The organism is Streptococcus oralis, from assembly GCF_023110055.1.
Taxonomy (GTDB): domain Bacteria; phylum Bacillota; class Bacilli; order Lactobacillales; family Streptococcaceae; genus Streptococcus; species Streptococcus oralis_BY.
On sequence record NZ_JALDVG010000001.1, the window covers coordinates 384,473 to 407,320 of the forward strand.

Here is a 22,848-nt window from a genome sequence, read left to right on the forward strand (position 1 = left end):
CATGAAACGGTATAGAAAGTCAGAGAATATCCTGTGAAATTGTGACAGCTGAAAGGGAAAAGCTTTGCAAAATCGCTAGAAAACCTGTAAAATAGAAAAGATGAACAAATAGGAGGTTCCTTGTGTCAAAAAAGGAAATCAATATTAATAACTACAATGATGACGCCATTCAGGTGCTAGAAGGGTTGGATGCGGTTCGTAAACGTCCGGGGATGTATATTGGATCGACTGACGGTGCTGGTCTCCATCACCTAGTCTGGGAAATTGTGGATAATGCAGTCGATGAAGCCTTGTCTGGATTTGGTGATCGCATTGATGTGACCATCAATAAAGACGGCAGTCTAACGGTTCAAGACCATGGTCGAGGGATGCCGACTGGGATGCATGCCATGGGAATTCCAACTGTTGAAGTTATCTTTACTATCCTTCACGCTGGAGGAAAATTCGGTCAGGGTGGCTATAAGACATCTGGAGGTCTCCACGGGGTGGGTTCTTCCGTTGTTAATGCCCTCTCAAGTTGGCTGGAAGTTGAAATCACCCGTGATGGAACGGTTTATAAACAACGTTTTGAAAATGGTGGAAAACCCGTTACAACCTTGAAGAAAATTGGTACAGCACCCAAGTCTAAGACAGGTACCAAGGTTACCTTCATGCCTGATGCGACGATTTTCTCTACGACTGACTTCAAGTACAATACCATTTCAGAACGACTCAATGAATCAGCCTTTCTCTTAAAAAATGTGACCTTGTCTTTGACAGACAAGCGAACAGATGAAGCAATCGAATTCCATTATGAGAACGGGGTTCAGGACTTTGTTTCTTACCTCAATGAAGACAAGGAAACCTTGACGCCAGTCCTATACTTTGAAGGCGAAGACAATGGTTTCCAAGTGGAAGTTGCCCTCCAGTACAATGATGGATTTTCAGATAACATCTTGTCCTTTGTCAATAACGTTCGTACCAAAGATGGTGGAACGCATGAGACAGGACTCAAGTCAGCCATTACTAAGGTCATGAATGACTATGCGCGTAAGACAGGTCTTCTCAAGGAAAAAGATAAAAATCTTGAAGGTTCAGACTATCGTGAGGGACTTGCAGCCGTTCTTTCTATCCTAGTTCCTGAAGAACACCTCCAGTTTGAAGGTCAGACCAAGGATAAACTAGGGAGTCCTCTGGCTCGTCCAATTGTCGATGGTATTGTGGCTGATAAGTTAACCTTCTTCCTCATGGAAAATGGAGAACTAGCTTCCAATCTCATTCGTAAGGCTATCAAGGCCCGTGATGCGCGCGAGGCGGCCCGCAAAGCGCGTGATGAGAGCCGAAATGGTAAGAAAAACAAGAAAGACAAGGGCTTGTTGTCTGGAAAATTGACTCCAGCTCAATCTAAAAATCCAGCAAAGAACGAGCTCTACCTAGTCGAAGGGGACTCTGCCGGTGGTTCTGCCAAACAAGGCCGTGACCGTAAGTTCCAGGCTATCTTGCCCCTTCGAGGTAAGGTCATCAATACAGCCAAGGCCAAGATGGCGGATATCCTCAAAAATGAAGAAATCAATACCATGATTTATACCATTGGTGCGGGTGTGGGAGCAGACTTCTCCATTGAAGATGCCAACTATGACAAAATCATTATCATGACCGATGCGGATACTGACGGTGCTCACATTCAGACCTTGCTCTTAACATTTTTCTACCGCTATATGCGTCCGCTAGTCGAGGCAGGACATGTCTATATCGCCCTCCCTCCTCTTTACAAGATGTCCAAAGGCAAAGGCAAGAAAGAAGAAGTGGCCTATGCTTGGACGGACGGAGAGCTAGAAGAACTACGTAAGAAGTTTGGTAAAGGTGCTACCCTCCAACGCTACAAGGGACTTGGTGAGATGAATGCGGACCAACTATGGGAAACAACTATGAATCCAGAAACTCGTACCCTCATCCGTGTCACAATCGAAGACCTAGCACGCGCAGAACGTCGTGTCAATGTCCTTATGGGTGACAAGGTCGAACCACGTCGTAAGTGGATTGAGGATAATGTCAAGTTTACGCTAGAAGAGAGTGGGGCGTTTTGAAAGGATGAAGGAGGGAATATGGGTTATACCAAATACACAGATCAAGAATTTGAGGCATTAGAAAATGATGGTCAAATAAATATTATGGCTTTGTTTGGTAATGGAGTTGATATTCAACTCATGGAATATCTAGGTTCTCCGTATCGAACATCTTATCAAAATTTCTACAATTATCTTTGTTATAAAAATTTTGATAAAGATAATATAATCTTCCAAAAAATGACTAAAGATAAGAAAGAAAATGAAAGTAATCCTAGTATTAAACCAAATTGGAGTGATTTTGAGAACAGTTTAATTGAAATTTTCAACGAGAATAATTGTATTGATGCAAAGAAATTGACTGATGATTTTAATCAGTTTCAGGTTGAATTTTCTAATTTTTTAAATGAGATTATAACGCCTAATATGCTTGCTAGGTTAGGGAATGATAGTACTGAAAAAGGAATCGCTCTTAATTTTTTTACCCGTTTTTTAGGTGATTTAGATACGGAAAATTTCAATAAATTGGCTTTTCCTCGTAACACTAAACATTATTCTTTATTTAACTGGGAAATTTTAAATTTGAACTATACTTCGATGTTAGATAATATTTTATTCCTAGATAAAGGACAATTTGATCCGCATCCTCATAAGTTTGCAGATAGGCAGATTCAATTCTATCCCAATCCTCAAGATATTCCTGCTCCTGGTTATTCGGCTAAATCTGTTGATGGTTCTTGGGGACGCTTACCCGATTCGGATTTTAATAAAGACACTTGTTACTCTAGCTATTTGATAACAAATATCACTCATCCTCATGGTTATCAGAACGTTCCAAAATCAATGTTGTTTGGCTTTGACAATAAGGAACAAATAACAAATGAAAATAAAAGACCTTTAGCAAAGAATTTTTTAAAACCTTATTGGGCTCAGAATGATAAAAAATATAAATCATATTTCAATGATACTGATTTGTTTATATTGTATGGTTTATCACTCGGTGATAGTGACTTTTGGTGGTGGAATAATATTCTTAACTCACTTTTGGAGACAGATTCTGAATTGATTATTTATAATTACAATAGCAATAATGAATCCGATAGTGACACAATTAATAGATTTATTAATGTGGCAACCAACGAGAAACTGGATGATGGGAAACTAGATAAGCTTCATAAGAAAATTGCTATAGTTCAGTATAATTCTAAAACAAAGCTAAATGCTTTCAAATTGGATCGTTTGGATTCAATTCATGGTTATCCCAAATAATGAAATGACAATTTTCTCACCAGATTTTCGGACAAGCTCACCAGAGCGTGAATGAGTCCGTCCGCCTCAAGCTGCAAGAAATTTATGATTTCCTTGTGGATTTCACCTTCATCTGTGCTTACGCTTATCATGAAAGAACTCACAAGGTCAATCTTCGCGATCACCTCAACACCATCCGCAGCCGCTATAAAAAACGCAAGCCAGCTAAGAAGCGAGGGAAGAAGCGACGGAGAGCAACTAGAATATAATTAAATTTGAGTTGAAAAATTATTAGTGGTCGCATCGGATTTGAAAGGAGTAGAGAATGATAATCAGACCTGCAAGCACAAATGATTGTCAAGCTATTTATGCCCTTTATCAAAATGAAAAATGGATTTCTTTTACAGAGGAAAAAGTGACATCATTATTTTCAACAAATCTGTCCCATTACTTGGTAGTTGAAGAGAACCAGAAAATCCTTGGTTTTACTCGCTACTTGACAGATGAAGTCATGACGACCTTTTTAGCTGAGATTATCATTGATAAAGCCTATCGCGGAAAAGGATTGGGACGGCGATTGATCGCTGAAATTCATCAAAAATATCCTTTGACACGGATTGAATTAATATCTGAAGTAGATGGATTTTATCGGTCAATAAGTTTTAAGCCTGTTGGTACAGGATTTAGAAAATCTGAATGAAAGGAGACAGCCAATGATGCTTGACAACAAACTGGGTCTGACAGATTCGCTTGAACTAGACAAGATGGAAGAAAAAATCAGCAAAACCCGAGCGAAAGAGCTTTTTGAAAAGCAGCTTCTGGACGATAAAGCAGCTGGCACCTATGCGACTCTGGCCGTTATTCATAGCTTCTTATTGAAGAAATTTATGACTTCGCCGGCCAAATTCGGACAGTCAATCTCGCCAAAGGGAATGTTCGCTTTGCGCCTGTCATGTATCTAGCAGCTTCCTTGGAAAATATTGACAGGTTGCCTCAGCAGACCTTTGAGCAGATTGTCGAAAAGTACCTTGAGCTAAATATCGCCCGCCTTTTTCGAGAAGGGAACGGAAGAAGTATGAGGCTCTGGCTGGATCATCTCCTCAAGGCTGAGCTGGGGCAAGTCGTGGACTGGTCTCACGTGGACAAGGAAGATTACCTCCTAGCCACGAAGCGTAGCGCGGTATCGACTGGCGAACTCAAGTATCCCCTCTTGAATAATCAAACTGAAGACCTCACTCAGGCCTGTTTATTTAAGGGTGTGGATGCTTCATATTATTACGAAGGGTATAACCTTTACCAGACAGGGGAGATATAAAGTTCAAGTAAAGGTGATGATTATCTTTTGTAGGTAAACAATCGCTAAAACTATTGGAGGTGCTGGATTGATTACGTTATTAATGATGCCTTTTTTCCTTGTTCTCTTGGCCATTTTTGGAATTATATATGATTTAATGACTAATAAAGGTAGAAAAGAGTGTGCTCGCACAGTATCCTTGTTTATAATGAACATCCTCACTGTTGGTATCTGTCTATTAGATCTACCAATGGAAAGTAAACCATACTCAGGAATAGGGTTTATCTTATTTTATGCACTTGCCTTCACACCTTTGATGATTGTTTTCTCACTATATACCCTCTATCGGATTGGAAAACATTATAGGTATTTTAAGAGTAAGTTTGCTATAACACTCCTATTCAACGCTATTTTACTTTTCCTTCTTTCATTAGTAAATACTTTTGTATTATGGAGAAGCTTTCAAATATATCATAGAAACGATATGAATTTGTTTTATTTTATTTTAATCGTTTTGGGGATTTGTTCAACTATCCAATTGATAGTAGGAGAACTTGAGATGAAAAGAATACGAGGCATCCAAAAACAAGAGGAACAAGACGGCAATGAAAAATAATTCTATAAAAGATATGTGCAGACAACATAGAAGTGAAGCGCAAATGCTTGATCTAATTTTTCAAACCGCAAAAGTGCTCCAAGTCGAGGCTGTCGCCATGTCTGGTTCACGGACAAACCCAAAAGCACCAAAAGATGAGTTTCAGGATTACGACGTGATCTATGTCGTGGACGACTTAGATAATCTGACGAGTGACCTTTCTTGGTTGAATCAGTTTGGCAAGCGCATTATTGAGCAGCATAACGTACTTGAACATCGCCATCTGTATCTCATGCTATTTGAAGATGGAAATCGGATTGATTTGACCCTCTGTCCTACGGGGTATATTCAAGAGTGGGTGGATGGTGAGGCAGGATTCACCGTTTTAGAAGATGAGAAGGGATTATTTGAACCCTTCTTTCCAAGTCCTCAACGTTTTTGGACAAGCCCAGCTAGTGCGATTGATTTTGAAAAAGCTTGTAATGAATTTTGGTGGGTGTCAGCCTACGTGGTTAAAGGGATTTGTCGCAAGCAAGCCATCTATGCTACTGACCATCTCTACGGGATTTGTCAGCAAGAGTTGTTAAAAGTCTTTGCTTGGCAGGTCGCAAGTGATAGGGGAGAGGTCGATATCGGCAAGAACTACAAGTATCTTTTCCAGTATTTACCTACAGAGAAAGAGAAGGAATTCTCAGCTCTACTTGATTTTTCAAGTGTAGAGAAACTTACTCAGTCATTGTTTGCTACGATGCAACTTTTCCACAGAGAAGCTCAAATCCTTGCTCAAAAAATGGGATTTAACTACGATAAAGAAGTAGCTGAGAAGATGATTCAGTATGCTGAGGAGAGACTTTCAAATCACTAACTAAATAAAGTATATAATTTAAAAGATTAAACTACAGAAAAGATAGTTTAGTTATATATAGTAACTGAACATGGGACTAATTCCCGTAAAATATCTTTTACTGCATAAAAACTACTCTACATTCTTTGAAAGGAGTTGAACACGCCCTAAATGCTGTGTGAAAAAGATAAATTCTCTTGTGAGCATCGCTCACTGCAATAGTTTCCTATTTTCACTTTGCATTTTACGGGCTTTGTATCCTATATGAGTAACATTCAAAACATGTCCCTTGAGGACATCATGGGAGAGCGCTTTGGTCGCTACTCCAAGTACATTATTCAAGACCGAGCTTTGCCAGACATTCGGGATGGATTGAAGCCGGTTCAGCGTCGTATTCTTTATTCTATGAATAAGGATGGCAATACTTTTGACAAGAGCTACCGCAAGTCTGCTAAGTCTGTCGGTAACATCATGGGGAATTTTCACCCACACGGGGATTCTTCTATCTATGATGCCATGGTTCGTATGTCACAGGACTGGAAGAACCGTGAGATTCTAGTTGAAATGCACGGTAATAACGGTTCTATGGACGGCGATCCGCCTGCGGCTATGCGTTATACCGAGGCACGTTTGTCTGAAATTGCTGGTTATCTTCTTCAAGATATCGAGAAAAAGACAGTTCCTTTTGCTTGGAACTTTGACGATACCGAGAAAGAGCCGACGGTTTTGCCAGCAGCATTTCCAAACCTCTTAGTCAATGGTTCGACTGGAATTTCAGCTGGTTATGCTACAGACATTCCTCCCCATAATTTAGCTGAGGTTATTGATGCGACGGTTTACATGATTGACCACCCAACAGCCAAGGTGGACAAACTCATGGAATTCTTGCCTGGGCCAGACTTCCCTACAGGGGCTATCATTCAAGGGCGTGATGAAATCAAGAAAGCCTATGAAACTGGGAAAGGGCGCGTGGTCGTTCGATCTAAGACGGAGGTTGAAAAGCTAAAAGGTGGTAAGGAACAAATCGTTATCACTGAGATTCCTTATGAAATCAATAAGGCTAATCTCGTCAAGAAAATCGATGATGTTCGTGTCAATAACAAGGTGGCTGGTATTGCTGAGGTTCGTGATGAGTCTGACCGTGACGGTCTTCGTATCGCTATTGAACTTAAGAAAGACGCGAATACCGAGCTCGTACTCAACTATCTATTCAAATACACCGACCTACAAATCAACTACAACTTTAACATGGTGGCGATTGACAATTTCACACCTCGTCAGGTTGGAATTGTTCCAATCTTATCTAGCTATATCGCCCACCGTCGTGAAGTAATTTTGGCTCGTTCCCGCTTTGACAAGGAAAAAGCTGAGAAACGTCTGCATATCGTTGAAGGTTTGATTCGCGTGATTTCGATTTTGGACGAAGTCATTGCCCTTATCCGTGCTTCTGAGAACAAGGCTGACGCTAAGGAAAACCTCAAGGTCAGCTATGAATTCACAGAGGAGCAGGCAGAGGCTATCGTAACCTTGCAACTGTATCGTTTGACCAATACCGACGTGGTTGTCTTGCAGGAAGAAGAAGCAGAGCTTCGTGAAAAGATTGCTATGCTGGCGGCGATTATCGGTGATGAACGGACCATGTACAATCTCATGAAGAAAGAACTCCGTGAGGTTAAAAAGAAATTTGCGACTCCACGTTTGAGTACTTTAGAAGATACAGCAAAAGTCATCGAGATTGATACTGCTAGCTTGATTGTAGAAGAAGATACCTACGTTAGTGTGACCAAGGCTGGCTATATCAAACGTACCAGCCCACGTTCCTTTGCAGCTTCAACGCTGGAAGAAATTGGCAAACGTGATGATGATCGTTTGATCTTTGTACAAACTGCCAAGACAACCCAGCACCTCTTGATGTTTACAACTCTTGGGAATGTCATCTATCGACCAATTCATGAATTGGCAGATATTCGTTGGAAGGATATCGGAGAGCATCTGAGCCAGTCTATTACCAACTTTGAAACTAACGAAGAAATCCTTTATGCAGAAGTGGTAGATCAGTTTGATGATGCGACAACCTACTTTGCAGCAACTCGCCTTGGTCAAATCAAACGCGTAGAACGCAAAGAATTCTCTCCATGGCGGACCTACAAGTCGAAGTCTGTCAAGTATGCTAAGCTCAAAGACGAGACAGACCAAATTGTAGCAGTGGCTCCGATTAAACTAGATGATGTTCTTTTGATTAGTCAAAACGGCTATGCCCTTCGTTTCAATATCGAAGAGGTTCCGGTTGTTGGTGCCAAGGCTGCAGGTGTCAAGGCTATGAACCTGAAAGTAGATGATGCACTTCAGGCTACCTTTATCTGTAACACCTCATCCTTCTACCTCTTGACCCAACGTGGAAGCTTGAAACGCGTTTCTATTGAGGAAATTCCAGCAACCAGCCGTGCCAAACGAGGACTACAAGTCTTGCGTGAGTTAAAAAACAAACCGCATCGTGTCTTCTTAGCAGGAGCAGTTGCAGAACAAGGCTTGATTGGTGATCTTTTTAGTACAGAAGTAGAAGAAAACGACCAAACGTTACTTGTCCAATCTAACAAGGGAACAATCTATGAGAGCCGATTGCAAGATTTGAACTTGTCTGAACGCACTAGCAATGGAAGCTTTATTTCAGACACGATTTCAGATGAAGAAGTTTTCGATGCTTACCTCAAAGAAGTCTTTAAAGAAGATAAAGCAAATTCTTAAAAAGAATCAGTCCAGAGGGCTGATTTCTTTATGTTGAAAAAATTTTCAGAAAATTACAAATAATACTTGAAATTTTACTAGAAAAGTGTAGAATAGAACACATAGTTTGAATAGTATAAAGGAGAAACACATGACAGTTGCAATTGATTGGGAAAACCTTGGATTTTCTTATATGAAATTACCTTATCGCTATATCGCTCACTACAAAAATGGTCAATGGGATCAAGGAGAATTGACAGAGGATGCGACCTTGCATATTTCAGAGTCTTCTCCAAGTCTCCACTATGGACAGCAAGCATTTGAGGGATTGAAAGCCTATCGTACCAAGGACGGCAGTGTTCAATTGTTCCGTCCTGACGAAAATGCTAAGCGTTTGCAACGTACTTGTGACCGTCTTTTGATGCCACAAGTTCCAACAGAAATGTTTGTAGAAGCTTGTAAAGCAGTTGTGCGTGCAAATGAAGAATACGTACCACCATATGGAACAGGTGGAACTCTTTATCTTCGTCCACTTTTGATTGGTGTTGGGGATATTATTGGGGTTAAACCAGCAGAAGAGTATATTTTCACCATCTTTGCTATGCCAGTTGGAAATTACTTTAAAGGTGGTTTAGTTCCAACAAACTTCTTGATTCAGGATGAATACGACCGTGCAGCTCCGAATGGTACAGGTGCGGCCAAGGTGGGTGGAAACTATGCTGCTAGTCTCCTCCCAGGTAAAATGGCCAAGTCACGCCAATTTTCAGATGTTATCTACCTAGATCCATCTACACATACAAAGATTGAAGAAGTCGGATCAGCCAACTTCTTTGGAATCACGGCCTACAATGAATTTGTTACGCCATTGAGTCCATCCATCTTGCCATCCATTACCAAGTACTCTTTGCTTTACTTGGCAGAACACCGCTTGGGCTTAACTCCGATTGAAGGTGATGTCCCAATCGATAATTTGGATCGTTTTGTAGAGGCAGGTGCCTGCGGTACAGCAGCAGTTATTTCTCCAATTGGAGGTATCCAACATGGCGATGATTTCCATGTTTTCTACAGTGAAACAGAAGTAGGTCCTGTTACACGTAAACTCTATGATGAATTGACTGGTATCCAATTTGGTGATGTAGAAGCGCCTGAAGGATGGATTGTCAAAGTGGACTAAAAGACATGAAGTAAAGAAGAACTCCATAGCAGTTGTAAGGACTGAAATGGAGTTTTTTCTTGCTAGTTTGAGCATTTTCTTGTACAATAGAAAAAGTGAAAAGAGGTACAGTATGAGTAAAAAAGATAAGAAAATTGAAATTCAATTAACGGATGCAAAAGTGACTGTTGGAAAAGACAGCTATGAAGGATACGTTTTGACGATCGGGAAAAAGGTTATTGGCGAAATTGCCGAATTAGATAGCCAATTTGCCATCATAAAGAATGGAAATGTCGATAGTTTTTATAAAAAACTTGAAAAAGCTGTGGAAATTTTGATTGAAAACTATAATTTGATAAAATAATACTTGTTTTATTGAAAATTTCATGATATAATAGTTCTCGTTAAACATTGGAGAGATAGCGAAGAGGCTAAACGCGGCGGACTGTAAATCCGCTCCTTCGGGTTCGGGGGTTCGAATCCCTCTCTCTCCATTCATCAATGGGGTATAGCCAAGCGGTAAGGCAAGGGACTTTGACTCCCTCATGCGTTGGTTCGAATCCAGCTACCCCAGTTCTTAGGTAATAAATTCAAGATAAAAAGAAAAATATCTTAGGGTATTTTATTTTTATAATTGAAAGACGTGAACGATATGAACATGTCTTTGCGGGTGCTTAGGAAAAAAATTATAAGTATGTCAAGTTTGGAAAAACTTGATTGTTGGAGGATTTTTTAGATGAACGAATTTGAAGATTTGCTAAATAGCGTTAGCCAAGTTGAGCCTGGTGATGTTGTTAGTGCTGAAGTATTGACAGTTGATGCGACTCAAGCTAACGTTGCAATCTCTGGGACTGGTGTTGAAGGTGTCTTGACTCTTCGCGAATTGACAAACGATCGCGATGCAGATATCAATGACTTTGTGAAAGTAGGAGAAGTATTGGATGTTCTTGTACTTCGTCAAGTAGTTGGTAAAGATACTGATACAGTTACATACCTTGTATCTAAAAAACGCCTTGAAGCTCGCAAAGCATGGGACAAACTTGTAGGACGCGAAGAAGAAGTTGTTACTGTTAAAGGAACTCGTGCCGTTAAAGGTGGACTTTCAGTAGAATTTGAAGGTGTTCGTGGATTCATCCCAGCTTCAATGTTGGATACTCGTTTCGTACGTAACACTGAGCGTTTCGTAGGTCAAGAATTTGATGCTAAAATCAAAGAAGTTGATCCTAAAGAAAACCGCTTCATCCTTTCACGTCGTGAAGTTGTTGAAGCAGCTACTGCAGCAGCTCGTGCTGAAGTATTCGGTAAATTGGCTGTTGGTGATGTCGTAACTGGTAAAGTTGCTCGTATCACTAGCTTTGGTGCTTTCATCGACCTTGGTGGAGTTGACGGATTGGTTCACTTGACTGAATTGTCACACGAACGTAACGTCTCACCTAAATCAGTTGTAACTGTTGGTGAAGAAATCGAAGTGAAGATCCTTGATCTTAACGAAGAAGAAGGACGCGTATCACTTTCACTTAAAGCAACAACACCTGGACCATGGGATGGCGTTGAGCAAAAATTGGCTAAAGGTGATGTAGTAGAAGGAACAGTTAAACGTTTGACTGACTTCGGTGCATTTGTAGAAGTATTGCCAGGTATCGATGGACTTGTTCACGTATCACAAATTTCACACAAACGCATCGAAAATCCAAAAGAAGCTCTTACTGTTGGTCAAGAAGTTACTGTTAAAGTCCTTGATGTTAACGCTGACGCAGAACGTGTATCACTTTCTATCAAAGTTCTTGAAGAACGTCCAGCTCAAGAAGAAGGACAAAAAGAAGAAAAACGTGCTGCTCGTCCACGTCGTCCAAAACGTCAAGAAAAACGTGATTTCGAACTTCCAGAAACACAAACAGGATTCTCAATGGCTGACTTGTTCGGTGATATCGAACTTTAATCAAATTGATAATCACAAAATCCTTTGTTTAAAACAAGGGATTTTTCTTTTGTCTCTTTCCCATTTTTGATATAATAGTTCTATGTTAGATTCAGAAAAACAATCACAATATCAATTGTTAAATGAGGAACTCTCTTATTTGCTTGACGGTGAGAGCAATGTTCTTGCCAATCTTTCGAATGCTAGTGCCCTCCTAAAATCTCGCTTTCCCAATACTGTATTTGCAGGGTTTTATCTGTTTGATGGTAGCGAGTTGGTTTTAGGGACTTTTCAGGGTGGTGTTTCTTGTATTCGCATTCCGCTTGGGAAAGGCGTTTGTGGAGAAGCTGCTGAGTTTCAAGAGACTGTTTTAGTTGGCGATGTGAGCACCTATCCAAACTACATTTCTTGTGATAGTATGGCCAAGAGTGAAATCGTGGTTCCTATGCTCAAGAATGGTCAATTGCTGGGTGTCTTAGACCTGGATTCTTCACTTATTGATGATTATAATGCAATTGACCGCGATTACTTGGAACAATTTGTCGCTATTTTGCTTGAGAAGACAGAATGGGACTTTACGATGTTTGAGGAGAAAGCCTAATGTATCAAGCACTTTATCGAAAATATAGAAGCCAGACTTTTTCACAACTAGTAGGTCAAGAAGTTGTGGCTAAAACCCTAAAACAAGCAGTTGAGCAGGAAAAGATTAGTCATGCCTATCTTTTCTCAGGCCCTCGTGGGACTGGGAAGACCAGTGTAGCCAAGATTTTTGCCAAGGCTATGAACTGTCCGAACCAAGTGGACGGAGAACCGTGTAATAACTGCTATATCTGTCAGGCTGTGACAGAAGGTAGCCTAGAAGATGTTATCGAAATGGATGCGGCTTCGAATAATGGAGTTGATGAAATCCGAGAAATTCGGGATAAATCTACCTATGCTCCTAGTTTGGCACGTTATAAGGTCTATATCATAGACGAGGTTCATATGTTGTCTACTGGAGCTTTTAATGCGCTTTTGAAGACACTAGAAGAACCAACTCAAAACGTTGTCTTTATCTTGGCGACCACCGAATTGCACAAGATTCCAGCAACTATTTTATCGCGTGTCCAACGTTTTGAGTTTAAATCGATTCGAACGCAAGATATCACGGCACACATTCATCATATTTTAGAAAAAGAAAATATCAGTTCTGAGCCAGAGGCTGTGGAAATCATTGCTAGACGGGCTGAAGGTGGAATGCGGGATGCCTTGTCTATTCTGGATCAAGCCTTGAGTTTGACGCAAGGAAATGCTTTAACGACAGCTATTTCTGAGGAGATTACAGGCACTATTAGTCTATCAGCTCTAGATGACTATGTGGCTGCCTTGGCCCAACAGGAGGTCCCCAAAGCACTCGATTCTTTGAATCTTTTGTTTGAAAATGGCAAGAGCATGACTCGTTTTGTGACGGACCTCTTGCAGTATTTGCGGGATCTATTAGTTGTTCAGACAGGTGGCGAAAATACTCATCATAGTCCAGTTTTTATGGACAATCTAGCTCTTTCTCAGGAAAGTCTCTTTGAAATGATTCGAATAGCGACTGTGAGCTTGGCGGATATGAAAGCTAGCCTGCAACCTAAGATTTATGCTGAGATGATGACCATTCGTTTAGCTGAGATTAAGGCTGAACCAGTGCTTTCAGAAGCTGTCGAGAGTGAAATTTCTACACTAAGACAGGAGGTCGCTCGTCTCAAACAAGAACTTGCTAATGTTGGAACAGCTCCTAAACAAGTGGCGCCAGTCCCTAGCCGTCCAGCCACTTCCAAGACAGTCTATCGAGTAGACCGTAATAAGGTTCAGGCTATCCTACAAGAAGCTGTTGAAAATCCTGAATTGGCGCGGCAAAACTTGATTCGCCTCCAGAATGCATGGGGGGAAGTGATCGAAAGCTTAGCTGGTCCTGATAAGGCTCTGCTTGTTGGTTCTCAACCAGTTGCGGCCAATGAACACCATGCTATTTTAGCCTTTGAGTCTAATTTCAATGCTGGGCAAACCATGAAACGGGATAACCTCAATACCATGTTTGGCAACATCCTCAGTCAGGCGGCTGGATTTTCACCTGAAATCCTGGCAATTTCCCTTGAGGAATGGAAAGAGGTTCGTGCAGCATTTTCAGCTAGAAACAAGTCTTCTCAAGCTGATCAAGAGGCGGAAGAAGAAAGCCTGATTCCAGAGGGCTTTGAATTTCTGGCTGATAAAGTCATGGTCGAAGAAGACTAAAAGTGGATTTCATGGTACAATAATCCTATGACTAGACAACAATTTATCGTGATAGCACTATTTACCGCTGCTGAGACTTATTTTTTTAATGAAGCTTGGATGACTGGTCGCTATTTCGTGGCAGCCTTTTGGGCCATTCTACTTTTTCGAAATTTTAGGTTAAGTTATGTAATGGGGAAAATAGTAGATGCCATTGATCAGCACCTAAACCGCAAGGATTAGTCACTAGCTTCTAAACAAAATCAAAGCCTTTTAGGCTTTTTTTTGTTATACTAGTAGAGTATATTTATGGACCTTTTCTTGTATTTTTTAGAGAAATGTAAGTGATTTCTTTAAGGATAAAGGAAGTAGGCCAGAAAAAGAAAGGAACTATCATGTCAGTATTAGAGATCAAAGATCTTCACGTTGAGATTGAAGGAAAAGAAATTTTGAAAGGAGTCAATCTGACTCTGAAAACAGGAGAAATCGCAGCTATCATGGGACCAAATGGTACAGGTAAATCAACTCTTTCTGCAGCTATTATGGGGAACCCTAACTATGAAGTTACCAAAGGGGAGGTCTTGTTTGATGGCGTAAACATCCTTGAATTGGAAGTGGACGAGCGTGCGCGTATGGGACTTTTCCTGGCTATGCAATACCCATCTGAAATTCCTGGAATCACCAATGCTGAATTTCTTCGTGCAGCCATGAATGCTGGTAAAGAAGATGATAAAAAGATTTCAGTTCGTGAGTTTATCACTAAACTAGACGAGAAAATGGAATTGCTCAACATGAAAGAAGAAATGGCAGAGCGTTACCTCAACGAAGGTTTCTCAGGTGGTGAGAAAAAACGTAATGAAATTCTTCAACTCTTGATGTTGGAACCAACATTTGCCCTTTTGGATGAGATTGACTCAGGTCTTGATATTGACGCCCTTAAAGTTGTGTCTAAAGGTGTCAATGCCATGCGTGGTGAAGGCTTTGGTGCTATGATTATCACTCACTACCAACGTCTCTTGAACTACATCACACCAGACGTGGTCCACGTGATGATGGAAGGTCGTGTTGTCCTTTCTGGTGGTCCAGAATTGGCTGCACGCTTGGAACGTGAAGGATACGCGAAACTAGCTGAAGAACTTGGATATGACTACAAGGAAGAATTGTAATTCCCTCGTATCTTTTAGGAGAAGTAAATGACTAAAGAGAATATTAAACTTTTTTCAGAAATGCACGCTGAACCAAGCTGGTTGGCTGACCTCCGTCAAAAAGCTTTTGATAAGATTGAGAGTTTGGAATTACCAGTCATTGAGCGTGTCAAATTTCACCGTTGGAATCTGGGAGATGGAACCATCACAGAAAGTGAGCCTTCAGCAAATGTTCCTGACTTCACGGCTCTAGATAATCACTTGAAGTTGGTGCAAGTAGGAACGCAGACTGTTTTTGAACAAACTCCAGTTGAATTGGCTGAACAAGGAGTAATCTTTACAGACTTCCACTCAGCTTTAGAAGAAATTCCCGAACTTATCGAGAAATTCTTCATGTCATCTGTTAAGTATGACGATGACAAGTTGGCAGCCTACCATACAGCTTACTTTAACAGTGGTGCTGTTCTCTATATTCCTGATAATGTTGAGATTACAGAGCCAATCGAAGGAATTTTCTACCAAGACAGTGATAGCGATGTGCCATTTAACAAGCATATTATGATTATCGCTGGTAAAAATTCTAAGATTAGTTATCTTGAACGTCTAGAGTCACGAGGTGAAGGTAGTGCGAAGGCAACTGCCAATATCACAGTTGAAGTGATTGCTCGTTCTGGTGCGCAAGTGAAATTTGCAGCTATTGACCGTTTAGGTGAAAATGTCACTGCCTATATTAGCCGTCGTGGTAAACTAGGAAACGATGCAAGCATTGACTGGGCAATCGGTGTCATGAACGAAGGAAACGTCGTTGCGGACTTTGATAGCGACTTGATTGGAAATGGTAGCCATGCTGACCTTAAAGTCGTAGCTCTTTCAAGTGGCCGTCAGGTTCAAGGGATTGATACTCGAGTGACTAACTATGGTTGCAACTCAATCGGAAATATCCTCCAACATGGGGTTATCCTTGAAAAAGCGACCTTGACTTTCAATGGTATTGGGCACATTATCAAGGGTGCCAAGGGAGCAGATGCGCAACAAGAAAGCCGTGTTCTCATGCTTTCAGACCAAGCGCGTTCAGATGCCAACCCAATTCTTTTGATTGATGAAAATGACGTAACTGCAGGTCACGCGGCTTCTATCGGTCAGGTGGATCCAGAAGATATGTACTACCTCATGAGCCGTGGCTTGGATAAGGCAACTGCAGAACGCTTGGTTGTTCGTGGTTTCCTTGGATCTGTTATCGTTGAGATTCCAGTCAAAGAAGTTCGTGATGAAATGATTGCAACGATCGAAGAAAAATTGTCAAAACGCTAAGGGGAAGCCTATGTTAGATGTAGAAGCGATTCGCGAGGATTTTCCAATTTTAGACCAGATTGTCAACGATGAACCTCTGGTCTATCTGGACAATGCTGCGACGACACAAAAACCACTAGCAGTTCTGGAAACAATCAACCGCTACTATGAGCAGGACAATGCAAATGTTCATCGTGGGGTTCATACCTTGGCGGAGCGGGCGACAGCTTCCTATGAGGTGGCTCGTGAAACCATTCGTAAGTTTATCAATGCAGACTCTACAAAGGAAGTTCTCTTTACCAGAGGAACGACAACCAGCCTTAACTGGGTGGCACGCTTTGCTGAGGAAATTCTGACTGAGGGAGACCAGGTCTTGATTTCAGTAATGGAACACCATTCTAATATCATTCCATGGCAGGAAGCTTGTCGCAAGACTGGGGCAGAGCTTGTCTATGTCTATCTCAAGGATGGAGCTCTGGATATGGATGACTTGCGCGCTAAATTGACGGACAAGGTCAAGTTTGTTTCGCTAGCTCATGCCTCTAATGTCCTTGGTGTGGTCAATCCTATCAAGGAAATCACGAAATTGGCCCACCAAGTTGGAGCTATCATGGTAGTGGATGGTGCTCAATCTACGCCTCATATGAAGATTGATGTCCAGGACTTGGATGTGGACTTCTTCGCCTTTTCAGGTCACAAGATGGCTGGTCCGACTGGCATCGGTGTGCTTTACGGTAAAGAAAAGTATCTGGAACAAATGTCTCCAGTTGAATTTGGTGGCGAGATGATTGATTTCGTCTATGAGCAATCTGCTAGTTGGAAGGAATTGCCTTGGAAATTTGAGGCTGGAACGCCAAATATGGCAGGTGCTATCGGACTTGCTGCAGCAGTGGATTATCTGGAAAAGATTGGCATGGATGCCATTGAAGCGCATGAACAAGAATTGATTGCATACGTCTATCCAAAATTGCAGGCCATTGAAGGCTTGACCATTTATGGTTCGCAGGACCTGGCTCAACGTTCAGGTGTCATTGCCTTTAACCTAGGTGATCTTCATCCCCATGACCTAGCTACAGCACTTGATTATGAAGGAGTGGCTGTTCGTGCTGGTCACCATTGCGCCCAACCTTTGCTTCAGTATTTGGAAGTCCCAGCAACAGCTCGTGCAAGTTTTTATATCTACAATACCAAGGCAGATTGTGACAAGCTAGTCGATGCCCTACAAAAGACAAAGGAGTTTTTCAATGGCACTTTCTAAACTAGATAGCCTTTATATGGCAGTGGTAGCGGACCATTCGAAAAATCCCCATCATCAAGGGAAGTTGGATGATGCTGAACAAATCAGTCTCAACAATCCAACCTGTGGCGATGTCATCAACCTCTCTGTCAAGTTTGATGCAGAGGACCGTTTGGAGGATATTGCTTTTCTAAACTCAGGTTGTACCATTTCAACCGCCTCTGCTAGTATGATGACAGATGCTGTTTTAGGGAAGACCAAGCAAGAAATTCTAGAACTTGCAACCATCTTTTCTGAAATGGTTCAAGGTCAAAAGGATGATCGTCAAGACCAACTAGGCGATGCAGCCTTCTTATCAGGTGTTGCCAAATTCCCGCAACGGATTAAGTGTGCAACCCTAGCTTGGAATGCCCTTAAAAAAACGATTGAAAATCAAGAAAAACAGTAAGACAAGTTTCTTTTGTCTTATGAATCAGTAGAAATGAAGAATGAAAGAAAGGATATTATGGCTGAAGAAAGAGTAGAACCAAAACCAATTGACCTTGGTGAATATAAATTTGGTTTCCATGACGATGTAGAGCCTGTCCTATCGACAGGAAAAGGACTAAACGAAGGTGTTATTCGTGAATTATCTGCTGCTAAGGGAGAACCTGAGTGGATGTTAGAATTCCGTTTGAAGTCTTATGAAACCTTCAAAAAAATGCCTATGCAAACCTGGGGAGCAGACTTGTCAGAGATTGACTTTGATGACTTGATCTACTACCAAAAACCATCTGATAAACCTGCCCGTTCTTGGGATGAAGTTCCTGAAAAAATCAAAGAAACCTTTGAACGTATCGGGATTCCAGAAGCTGAACGTGCTTATCTAGCAGGTGCCTCTGCCCAGTATGAGTCAGAAGTGGTTTACCATAACATGAAGGAAGAGTTCCAGAAATTGGGGATTATCTTTACAGATACGGATTCTGCCCTCAAGGAATACCCAGACTTGTTTAAACAATACTTCGCTAAGTTGGTACCACCGACTGATAACAAGTTGGCAGCCCTCAACTCTGCAGTATGGTCGGGTGGAACCTTTATCTACGTGCCAAAAGGTGTCAAGGTAGATATTCCACTTCAAACCTACTTCCGTATCAACAACGAAAATACAGGTCAGTTCGAACGTACCTTGATTATCGTTGATGAGGGAGCAAGCGTCCACTACGTAGAAGGATGTACAGCACCAACTTATTCTAGCAACAGCTTGCACGCTGCCATTGTAGAAATTTTCGCTTTGGACGGAGCTTATATGCGTTATACTACTATCCAAAACTGGTCAGATAACGTTTATAATCTAGTAACGAAACGTGCCAAAGCATTGAAAGATGCGACTGTTGAGTGGATTGATGGAAACTTGGGTGCCAAAACAACCATGAAATACCCATCTGTTTACCTAGATGGGGAAGGGGCCCGTGGTACCATGCTTTCTATCGCCTTTGCCAATGCAGGGCAACACCAAGACACGGGTGCCAAGATGATCCACAACGCTCCACACACAAGCTCCTCTATCGTGTCCAAATCCATCGCGAAAGGCGGAGGAAAGGTGGACTACCGTGGACAAGTAACCTTTAACAAGAACTCTAAGAAATCTGTTTCTCATATCGAGTGTGATACCATTATCATGGATGACTTATCAGCGTCAGATACCATTCCTTTTAATGAAATTCACAACTCGCAAGTTGCTTTGGAGCACGAAGCCAAAGTATCTAAGATTTCAGAGGAACAACTCTATTACCTCATGAGTCGTGGTTTATCAGAATCTGAGGCAACCGAGATGATTGTCATGGGATTTGTCGAGCCCTTCACAAAAGAACTTCCAATGGAATATGCAGTTGAGCTGAACCGCTTGATTAGTTATGAAATGGAAGGTTCAGTCGGATAAATCCAAAAAGGAGAAGCAAATGGGATTCTTAAAAAAATTATTTGGTAATGTTGAAAAAGCGAATAAAGGTGAAATTCCTGTCGAGGAAATTGTTCCACCTTTTACAATTGATTTAGCAGAAGAAGCAGATGATTATTGGAGACAAATGGAACAAAACCTCTTGATAAACGCTGTAAAAGCTGCTGGTGGTCCTGAGACAGTAGAACGTGCTTTTGTTCTTGCTAATTTCAAGGAAAATCAAGAAACCTTTGAGCTCTTTTATCAGGTAAATGGTCAACTTCTTTCATGGAGAGAGATGGATGCGACTGTTGTTGATAAAATCAGCAATCAACTCCTTCCGCAAGCGACAGAAGTAGCGCGTGCAGTAAATGAAAATTATGAAGAGGCAAATGTACCAGTAATCCAGTACGCTATGCTTCAGTTTGAAACTGCAACCATGGCTTGGTTTGGTCGGAAGCTGACAACAGCTTCTCCAGAAGCCCAATTGACTTTTGAAGAATTGGTATCTGGTTGGCGCGCTATTTTGGAACAAGAAGTTCCAAATCGTTCTTTAGATAGTGACCGTCCCTTCCCTTACTTTGAAGTTTAAAAAATCCCAAATCCCTAAAAAACTTTCAATGGAGTATACTGAGCCTACTCGCTTGATTAGTAACAAATTGAAAGAATCAGTGGGTAAAAATGCAAATTCTGAACAGGAATCCTTTCTGTTCAGAATTTTTTTCAAAAAAGGACTTAATAAATATTCACAAAACTGCTTTTATATGGTAAAATAAAACAATTACATTTAGTGGAGATGAAGTATGAATATTTTTAGAACCAAGGATGTTAGTCTGAGACAGACAGAGATGCACCGCCATTTGAAGTTGTGGGATTTGATTCTTTTAGGAATAGGTGCTATGGTGGGGACGGGGATTTTCACCATTACAGGAACAGCAGCGGCTACCCTAGCTGGTCCATCACTAGTGATTTCCATTGTGATTTCTGCTCTATGTGTTTCTCTTTCAGCCCTCTTTTTCGCAGAATTTGCCTCTCGTGTGCCTGCTACTGGTGGTGCTTATAGTTACCTCTATGCGATTCTAGGAGAATTGCCAGCCTGGATTGCTGGTTGGTTGACCATCATGGAATTCATGACAGCTGTTTCAGGTGTGGCGTCTGGCTGGGCAGCTTACTTTAAGGGATTGCTCAGTAATTATGGTATCTCCATGCCCCAAGCCTTGAATGGAACCTTTAATCCTGAACAGGGAACCTATATCGATCTTCTGCCTATTTTAGTACTGACATTGGTAACGGGATTGGTTTTATTAAATTCTAAGGCAGCTTTGAGATTTAATTCGCTTTTAGTGGTCTTGAAATTCTCAGCTCTCGCCTTATTTATCCTAGTTGGTATTTGGTACATCAAACCTGAAAATTGGTCGAATTTTGCTCCCTTTGGTTTTGGTCAACTATATGGTGGAAGTACTGGGATTATGGCGGGCGCATCTTTGATGTTCTTTGGTTTTCTCGGATTTGAGTCTATTTCCATGGCAGTTGATGAAATTCAAAGTCCTCAAAAAAATATTCCCCGCGGAATCGTGCTTTCTCTGACAATCGTCACCATTCTCTATGCTTTGGTAACCTTAGTATTGACAGGGATTGTTCACTACAGTAAGCTCAATGTGGACGATGCAGTAGCATTTTCATTACGGAGTATTGGTATCGGCTGGGCGGCAAATTATGTTTCGCTTGTAGCCATTCTAACCCTGATAACCGTATGTATCTCTATGACTTATGCTTTGTCTCGGATGATTTATAGCTTAGCACGTGATGGACTTTTACCTCAAAGTTTCAAACAATTAAGCAAGACTAGTCGCGTTCCTAAAAATGCGACTCTCTTAACAGGAGTTGCTTCAGCTATTGCTGCAGGAGTGTTTCCTCTAGCCAGTATTGCAGCCTTCTTAAATATCTGTACGCTAGCTTATCTCATTTTGCTAGCCTACGGAATAATAAAACTCAGAAAGGATAAGGGTATGCCAAAAGAGGGAGAGTTTAAAACACCCTTGGTGCCACTTTTGCCAATCCTTTCCATTCTTATCTGTCTTTCCTTTATGCTTCAATATAGTCTAGATACCTGGATTGCCTTTGGCATCGCTCTTCTAGTTGGTCTAGTTATTTACTTTACTTACGGGTTCCGCCATTCAACCCTCGCAGAAGAAGAATAAAAGCTGGGAATTCCCAGCTTTTTTAATCTTTCACATAAGTAAATCCTTCACCCAGAATTTCATGAGCCTCAGTGATGGTGATAAAGGCTTGAGGATCAATTTTGTGAATCATATCTTTCATTTTAACGATTTCGTTTCGACCGACGATACAGTAGATAATTTTTAAATCCTTTTTGCTGTAGTAGCCTTGACCAGATATAAAGGTAACTCCACGTCCGAGTTCATCGTTAATCTCTTTGGCCAATTGATCAGGATATTGGGTAATAATCATAAATCCTTTACCAGCATAACCTCCTTCGCCGATCAAGTCGATAACACGAGCGATGATAAAGTCAAATAAGAGGGTATAGGTAACTAGACGAAGGTCCTGGAAGATAATCAAAATCAACATTAGGATAAAAAAGTCAATCCCAAAGAGCAATTTACCAATCGAAATATTGGTGTATTTGTTTAGGATACGGGCAACGATATCAGAGCCACCAGTGGTTCCACCAGCATTAAAGATAATTCCTAAACCAACCCCCAGTAAGACTCCTGAGACTAAAGCGACAATGATGAGATCCCCTTGCAAGTCGATGTGCAAAGGAATGCGCTCAAAAATTGCTAGCCAAACGGAAAGTGAAATAGATCCTAAAAGACTGGAGTAGAGGGTCTTAGGTCCAAATATCTTCCAAGCCAGGATAAATAAAGGGATATTGATTAAGAGGTTCATCAATGAGACAGGGATTTTAAAAAGATAGTAGGTAATCAAGGTAATACCTGTCGCCCCTCCCTCAAATAAATGATAAGGAACAACAAAGTAGGTAAGACCGAAGGCATAGATAGCAGCTCCAAAAATAATAGTGATAATCGGTTGAAGTTTTCGAATCATGGCTGTTCCTCACTTTTCTATAGATAGATTATACCAAAAATTCAGTTCTTTTCATCGGATCACTTATGATTTTTTATCATTTTTTTGATATAATAAAGGAGAAAATCCCAATCCTATCGAGAAGAATAGA

At 41.1% G+C, this 22,848-nt stretch carries 20 protein-coding genes, 2 tRNA genes and 2 pseudogenes; 23 read left to right on the forward strand and 1 reads right to left on the reverse strand.

Annotated elements, in window-relative coordinates; genetic code table 11:
- Positions 1 to 122 precede the first annotated feature (122 nt).
- From parE to M1G01_RS01950, 23 genes and pseudogenes are all read left to right on the forward strand, one after another.
- Positions 123 to 2,066, forward strand: coding sequence for a DNA topoisomerase IV subunit B (gene parE / locus M1G01_RS01840; protein WP_247931023.1), 1,944 nt, complete (start codon positions 123 to 125; stop codon positions 2,064 to 2,066).
- A gap of 18 nt (positions 2,067 to 2,084) precedes the next feature.
- A complete protein-coding gene (locus M1G01_RS01845; RefSeq protein ID WP_247931024.1) occupies positions 2,085 to 3,314 on the forward strand; it encodes an AbiH family protein in 1,230 nt (409 codons plus the stop codon).
- A gap of 44 nt (positions 3,315 to 3,358) precedes the next feature.
- Positions 3,359 to 3,555, forward strand: a pseudogene (locus M1G01_RS01850) (DUF6261 family protein); the annotation flags it as partial.
- A 63-nt stretch (positions 3,556 to 3,618) separates the two neighbouring features.
- Entirely contained in the window at positions 3,619 to 3,993 is a 375-nt protein-coding gene (locus M1G01_RS01855; RefSeq protein WP_247931025.1) for a GNAT family N-acetyltransferase, read from the forward strand.
- Between the two features lie 13 nt (positions 3,994 to 4,006).
- A pseudogene (gene fic / locus M1G01_RS01860) lies at positions 4,007 to 4,608 on the forward strand (protein adenylyltransferase Fic).
- A gap of 82 nt (positions 4,609 to 4,690) precedes the next feature.
- Positions 4,691 to 5,203 carry a hypothetical protein gene (locus tag M1G01_RS01865; RefSeq protein WP_247931504.1) on the forward strand — a complete coding sequence of 171 codons (513 nt, stop codon included), beginning with the start codon at positions 4,691 to 4,693 and terminating at the stop codon, positions 5,201 to 5,203.
- Complete coding sequence (locus tag M1G01_RS01870; RefSeq protein ID WP_247931026.1) at positions 5,193 to 6,047, forward strand: aminoglycoside 6-adenylyltransferase; 855 nt, start codon at positions 5,193 to 5,195, stop codon at positions 6,045 to 6,047. The genes M1G01_RS01865 and M1G01_RS01870 overlap by 11 nt, the downstream gene beginning before the upstream one ends.
- Positions 6,048 to 6,290: 243 nt before the next feature.
- On the forward strand, positions 6,291 to 8,771 hold the full coding sequence (gene parC, locus M1G01_RS01875; protein ID WP_247931027.1) for a DNA topoisomerase IV subunit A: 2,481 nt from the start codon (positions 6,291 to 6,293) through the stop codon (positions 8,769 to 8,771).
- Positions 8,772 to 8,886: 115 nt separating this feature from the next.
- Positions 8,887 to 9,924 (forward strand): branched-chain amino acid aminotransferase, encoded by a 1,038-nt coding sequence (locus tag M1G01_RS01880; RefSeq protein ID WP_345773259.1) that lies wholly within the window; start codon positions 8,887 to 8,889, stop codon positions 9,922 to 9,924.
- Positions 9,925 to 10,036: 112 nt separating this feature from the next.
- The gene (locus M1G01_RS01885) at positions 10,037 to 10,267 is read left to right on the forward strand and encodes a DUF2969 domain-containing protein (protein ID WP_247931029.1); all 231 of its coding nucleotides are present in this window, start codon (positions 10,037 to 10,039) and stop codon (positions 10,265 to 10,267) included.
- Positions 10,268 to 10,316: 49 nt separating this feature from the next.
- A tRNA-Tyr gene (locus M1G01_RS01890) sits at positions 10,317 to 10,397 on the forward strand.
- Between the two features lie 8 nt (positions 10,398 to 10,405).
- Positions 10,406 to 10,477, forward strand: a tRNA-Gln gene (locus M1G01_RS01895).
- Positions 10,478 to 10,639: 162 nt separating this feature from the next.
- Complete coding sequence (gene rpsA / locus M1G01_RS01900) at positions 10,640 to 11,842, forward strand: 30S ribosomal protein S1 (RefSeq protein WP_247931030.1); 1,203 nt, start codon at positions 10,640 to 10,642, stop codon at positions 11,840 to 11,842.
- Positions 11,843 to 11,924: 82 nt separating this feature from the next.
- Entirely contained in the window at positions 11,925 to 12,422 is a 498-nt protein-coding gene (locus M1G01_RS01905; RefSeq protein ID WP_247931031.1) for a GAF domain-containing protein, read from the forward strand.
- Positions 12,422 to 14,080: a DNA polymerase III subunit gamma/tau gene (dnaX, locus tag M1G01_RS01910; protein ID WP_247931032.1), complete on the forward strand. Its 1,659-nt coding sequence runs from the start codon at positions 12,422 to 12,424 to the stop codon at positions 14,078 to 14,080. The genes M1G01_RS01905 and dnaX overlap by 1 nt, the downstream gene beginning before the upstream one ends.
- Positions 14,081 to 14,107: 27 nt before the next feature.
- Positions 14,108 to 14,302: a DUF3272 family protein gene (locus M1G01_RS01915; RefSeq protein WP_084918262.1), complete on the forward strand. Its 195-nt coding sequence runs from the start codon at positions 14,108 to 14,110 to the stop codon at positions 14,300 to 14,302.
- 152 nt (positions 14,303 to 14,454) lie between these two features.
- On the forward strand, positions 14,455 to 15,225 hold the full coding sequence (gene sufC / locus M1G01_RS01920; protein WP_084918264.1) for a Fe-S cluster assembly ATPase SufC: 771 nt from the start codon (positions 14,455 to 14,457) through the stop codon (positions 15,223 to 15,225).
- A gap of 27 nt (positions 15,226 to 15,252) precedes the next feature.
- Positions 15,253 to 16,515 carry a Fe-S cluster assembly protein SufD gene (sufD, locus tag M1G01_RS01925; RefSeq protein ID WP_247931033.1) on the forward strand — a complete coding sequence of 421 codons (1,263 nt, stop codon included), beginning with the start codon at positions 15,253 to 15,255 and terminating at the stop codon, positions 16,513 to 16,515.
- A 10-nt stretch (positions 16,516 to 16,525) separates the two neighbouring features.
- Positions 16,526 to 17,752 (forward strand): cysteine desulfurase, encoded by a 1,227-nt coding sequence (locus M1G01_RS01930; protein ID WP_247931034.1) that lies wholly within the window; start codon positions 16,526 to 16,528, stop codon positions 17,750 to 17,752.
- Positions 17,739 to 18,179 (forward strand): Fe-S cluster assembly sulfur transfer protein SufU, encoded by a 441-nt coding sequence (gene sufU / locus M1G01_RS01935; RefSeq protein ID WP_247931035.1) that lies wholly within the window; start codon positions 17,739 to 17,741, stop codon positions 18,177 to 18,179. The genes M1G01_RS01930 and sufU overlap by 14 nt, the downstream gene beginning before the upstream one ends.
- Positions 18,180 to 18,236: 57 nt before the next feature.
- A complete protein-coding gene (gene sufB, locus M1G01_RS01940; RefSeq protein WP_000797071.1) occupies positions 18,237 to 19,649 on the forward strand; it encodes a Fe-S cluster assembly protein SufB in 1,413 nt (470 codons plus the stop codon).
- Between the two features lie 19 nt (positions 19,650 to 19,668).
- The gene (locus M1G01_RS01945) at positions 19,669 to 20,238 is read left to right on the forward strand and encodes a hypothetical protein (RefSeq protein WP_049479370.1); all 570 of its coding nucleotides are present in this window, start codon (positions 19,669 to 19,671) and stop codon (positions 20,236 to 20,238) included.
- Between the two features lie 211 nt (positions 20,239 to 20,449).
- Entirely contained in the window at positions 20,450 to 21,847 is a 1,398-nt protein-coding gene (locus tag M1G01_RS01950; protein ID WP_247931036.1) for an APC family permease, read from the forward strand.
- Positions 21,848 to 21,869: 22 nt separating this feature from the next.
- Here the strand turns inward: M1G01_RS01950 and M1G01_RS01955 are convergent, their stop codons facing one another.
- Positions 21,870 to 22,718 (reverse strand): YitT family protein, encoded by an 849-nt coding sequence (locus tag M1G01_RS01955; RefSeq protein ID WP_044020617.1) that lies wholly within the window; start codon positions 22,716 to 22,718, stop codon positions 21,870 to 21,872.
- Positions 22,719 to 22,848 lie beyond the last annotated feature (130 nt).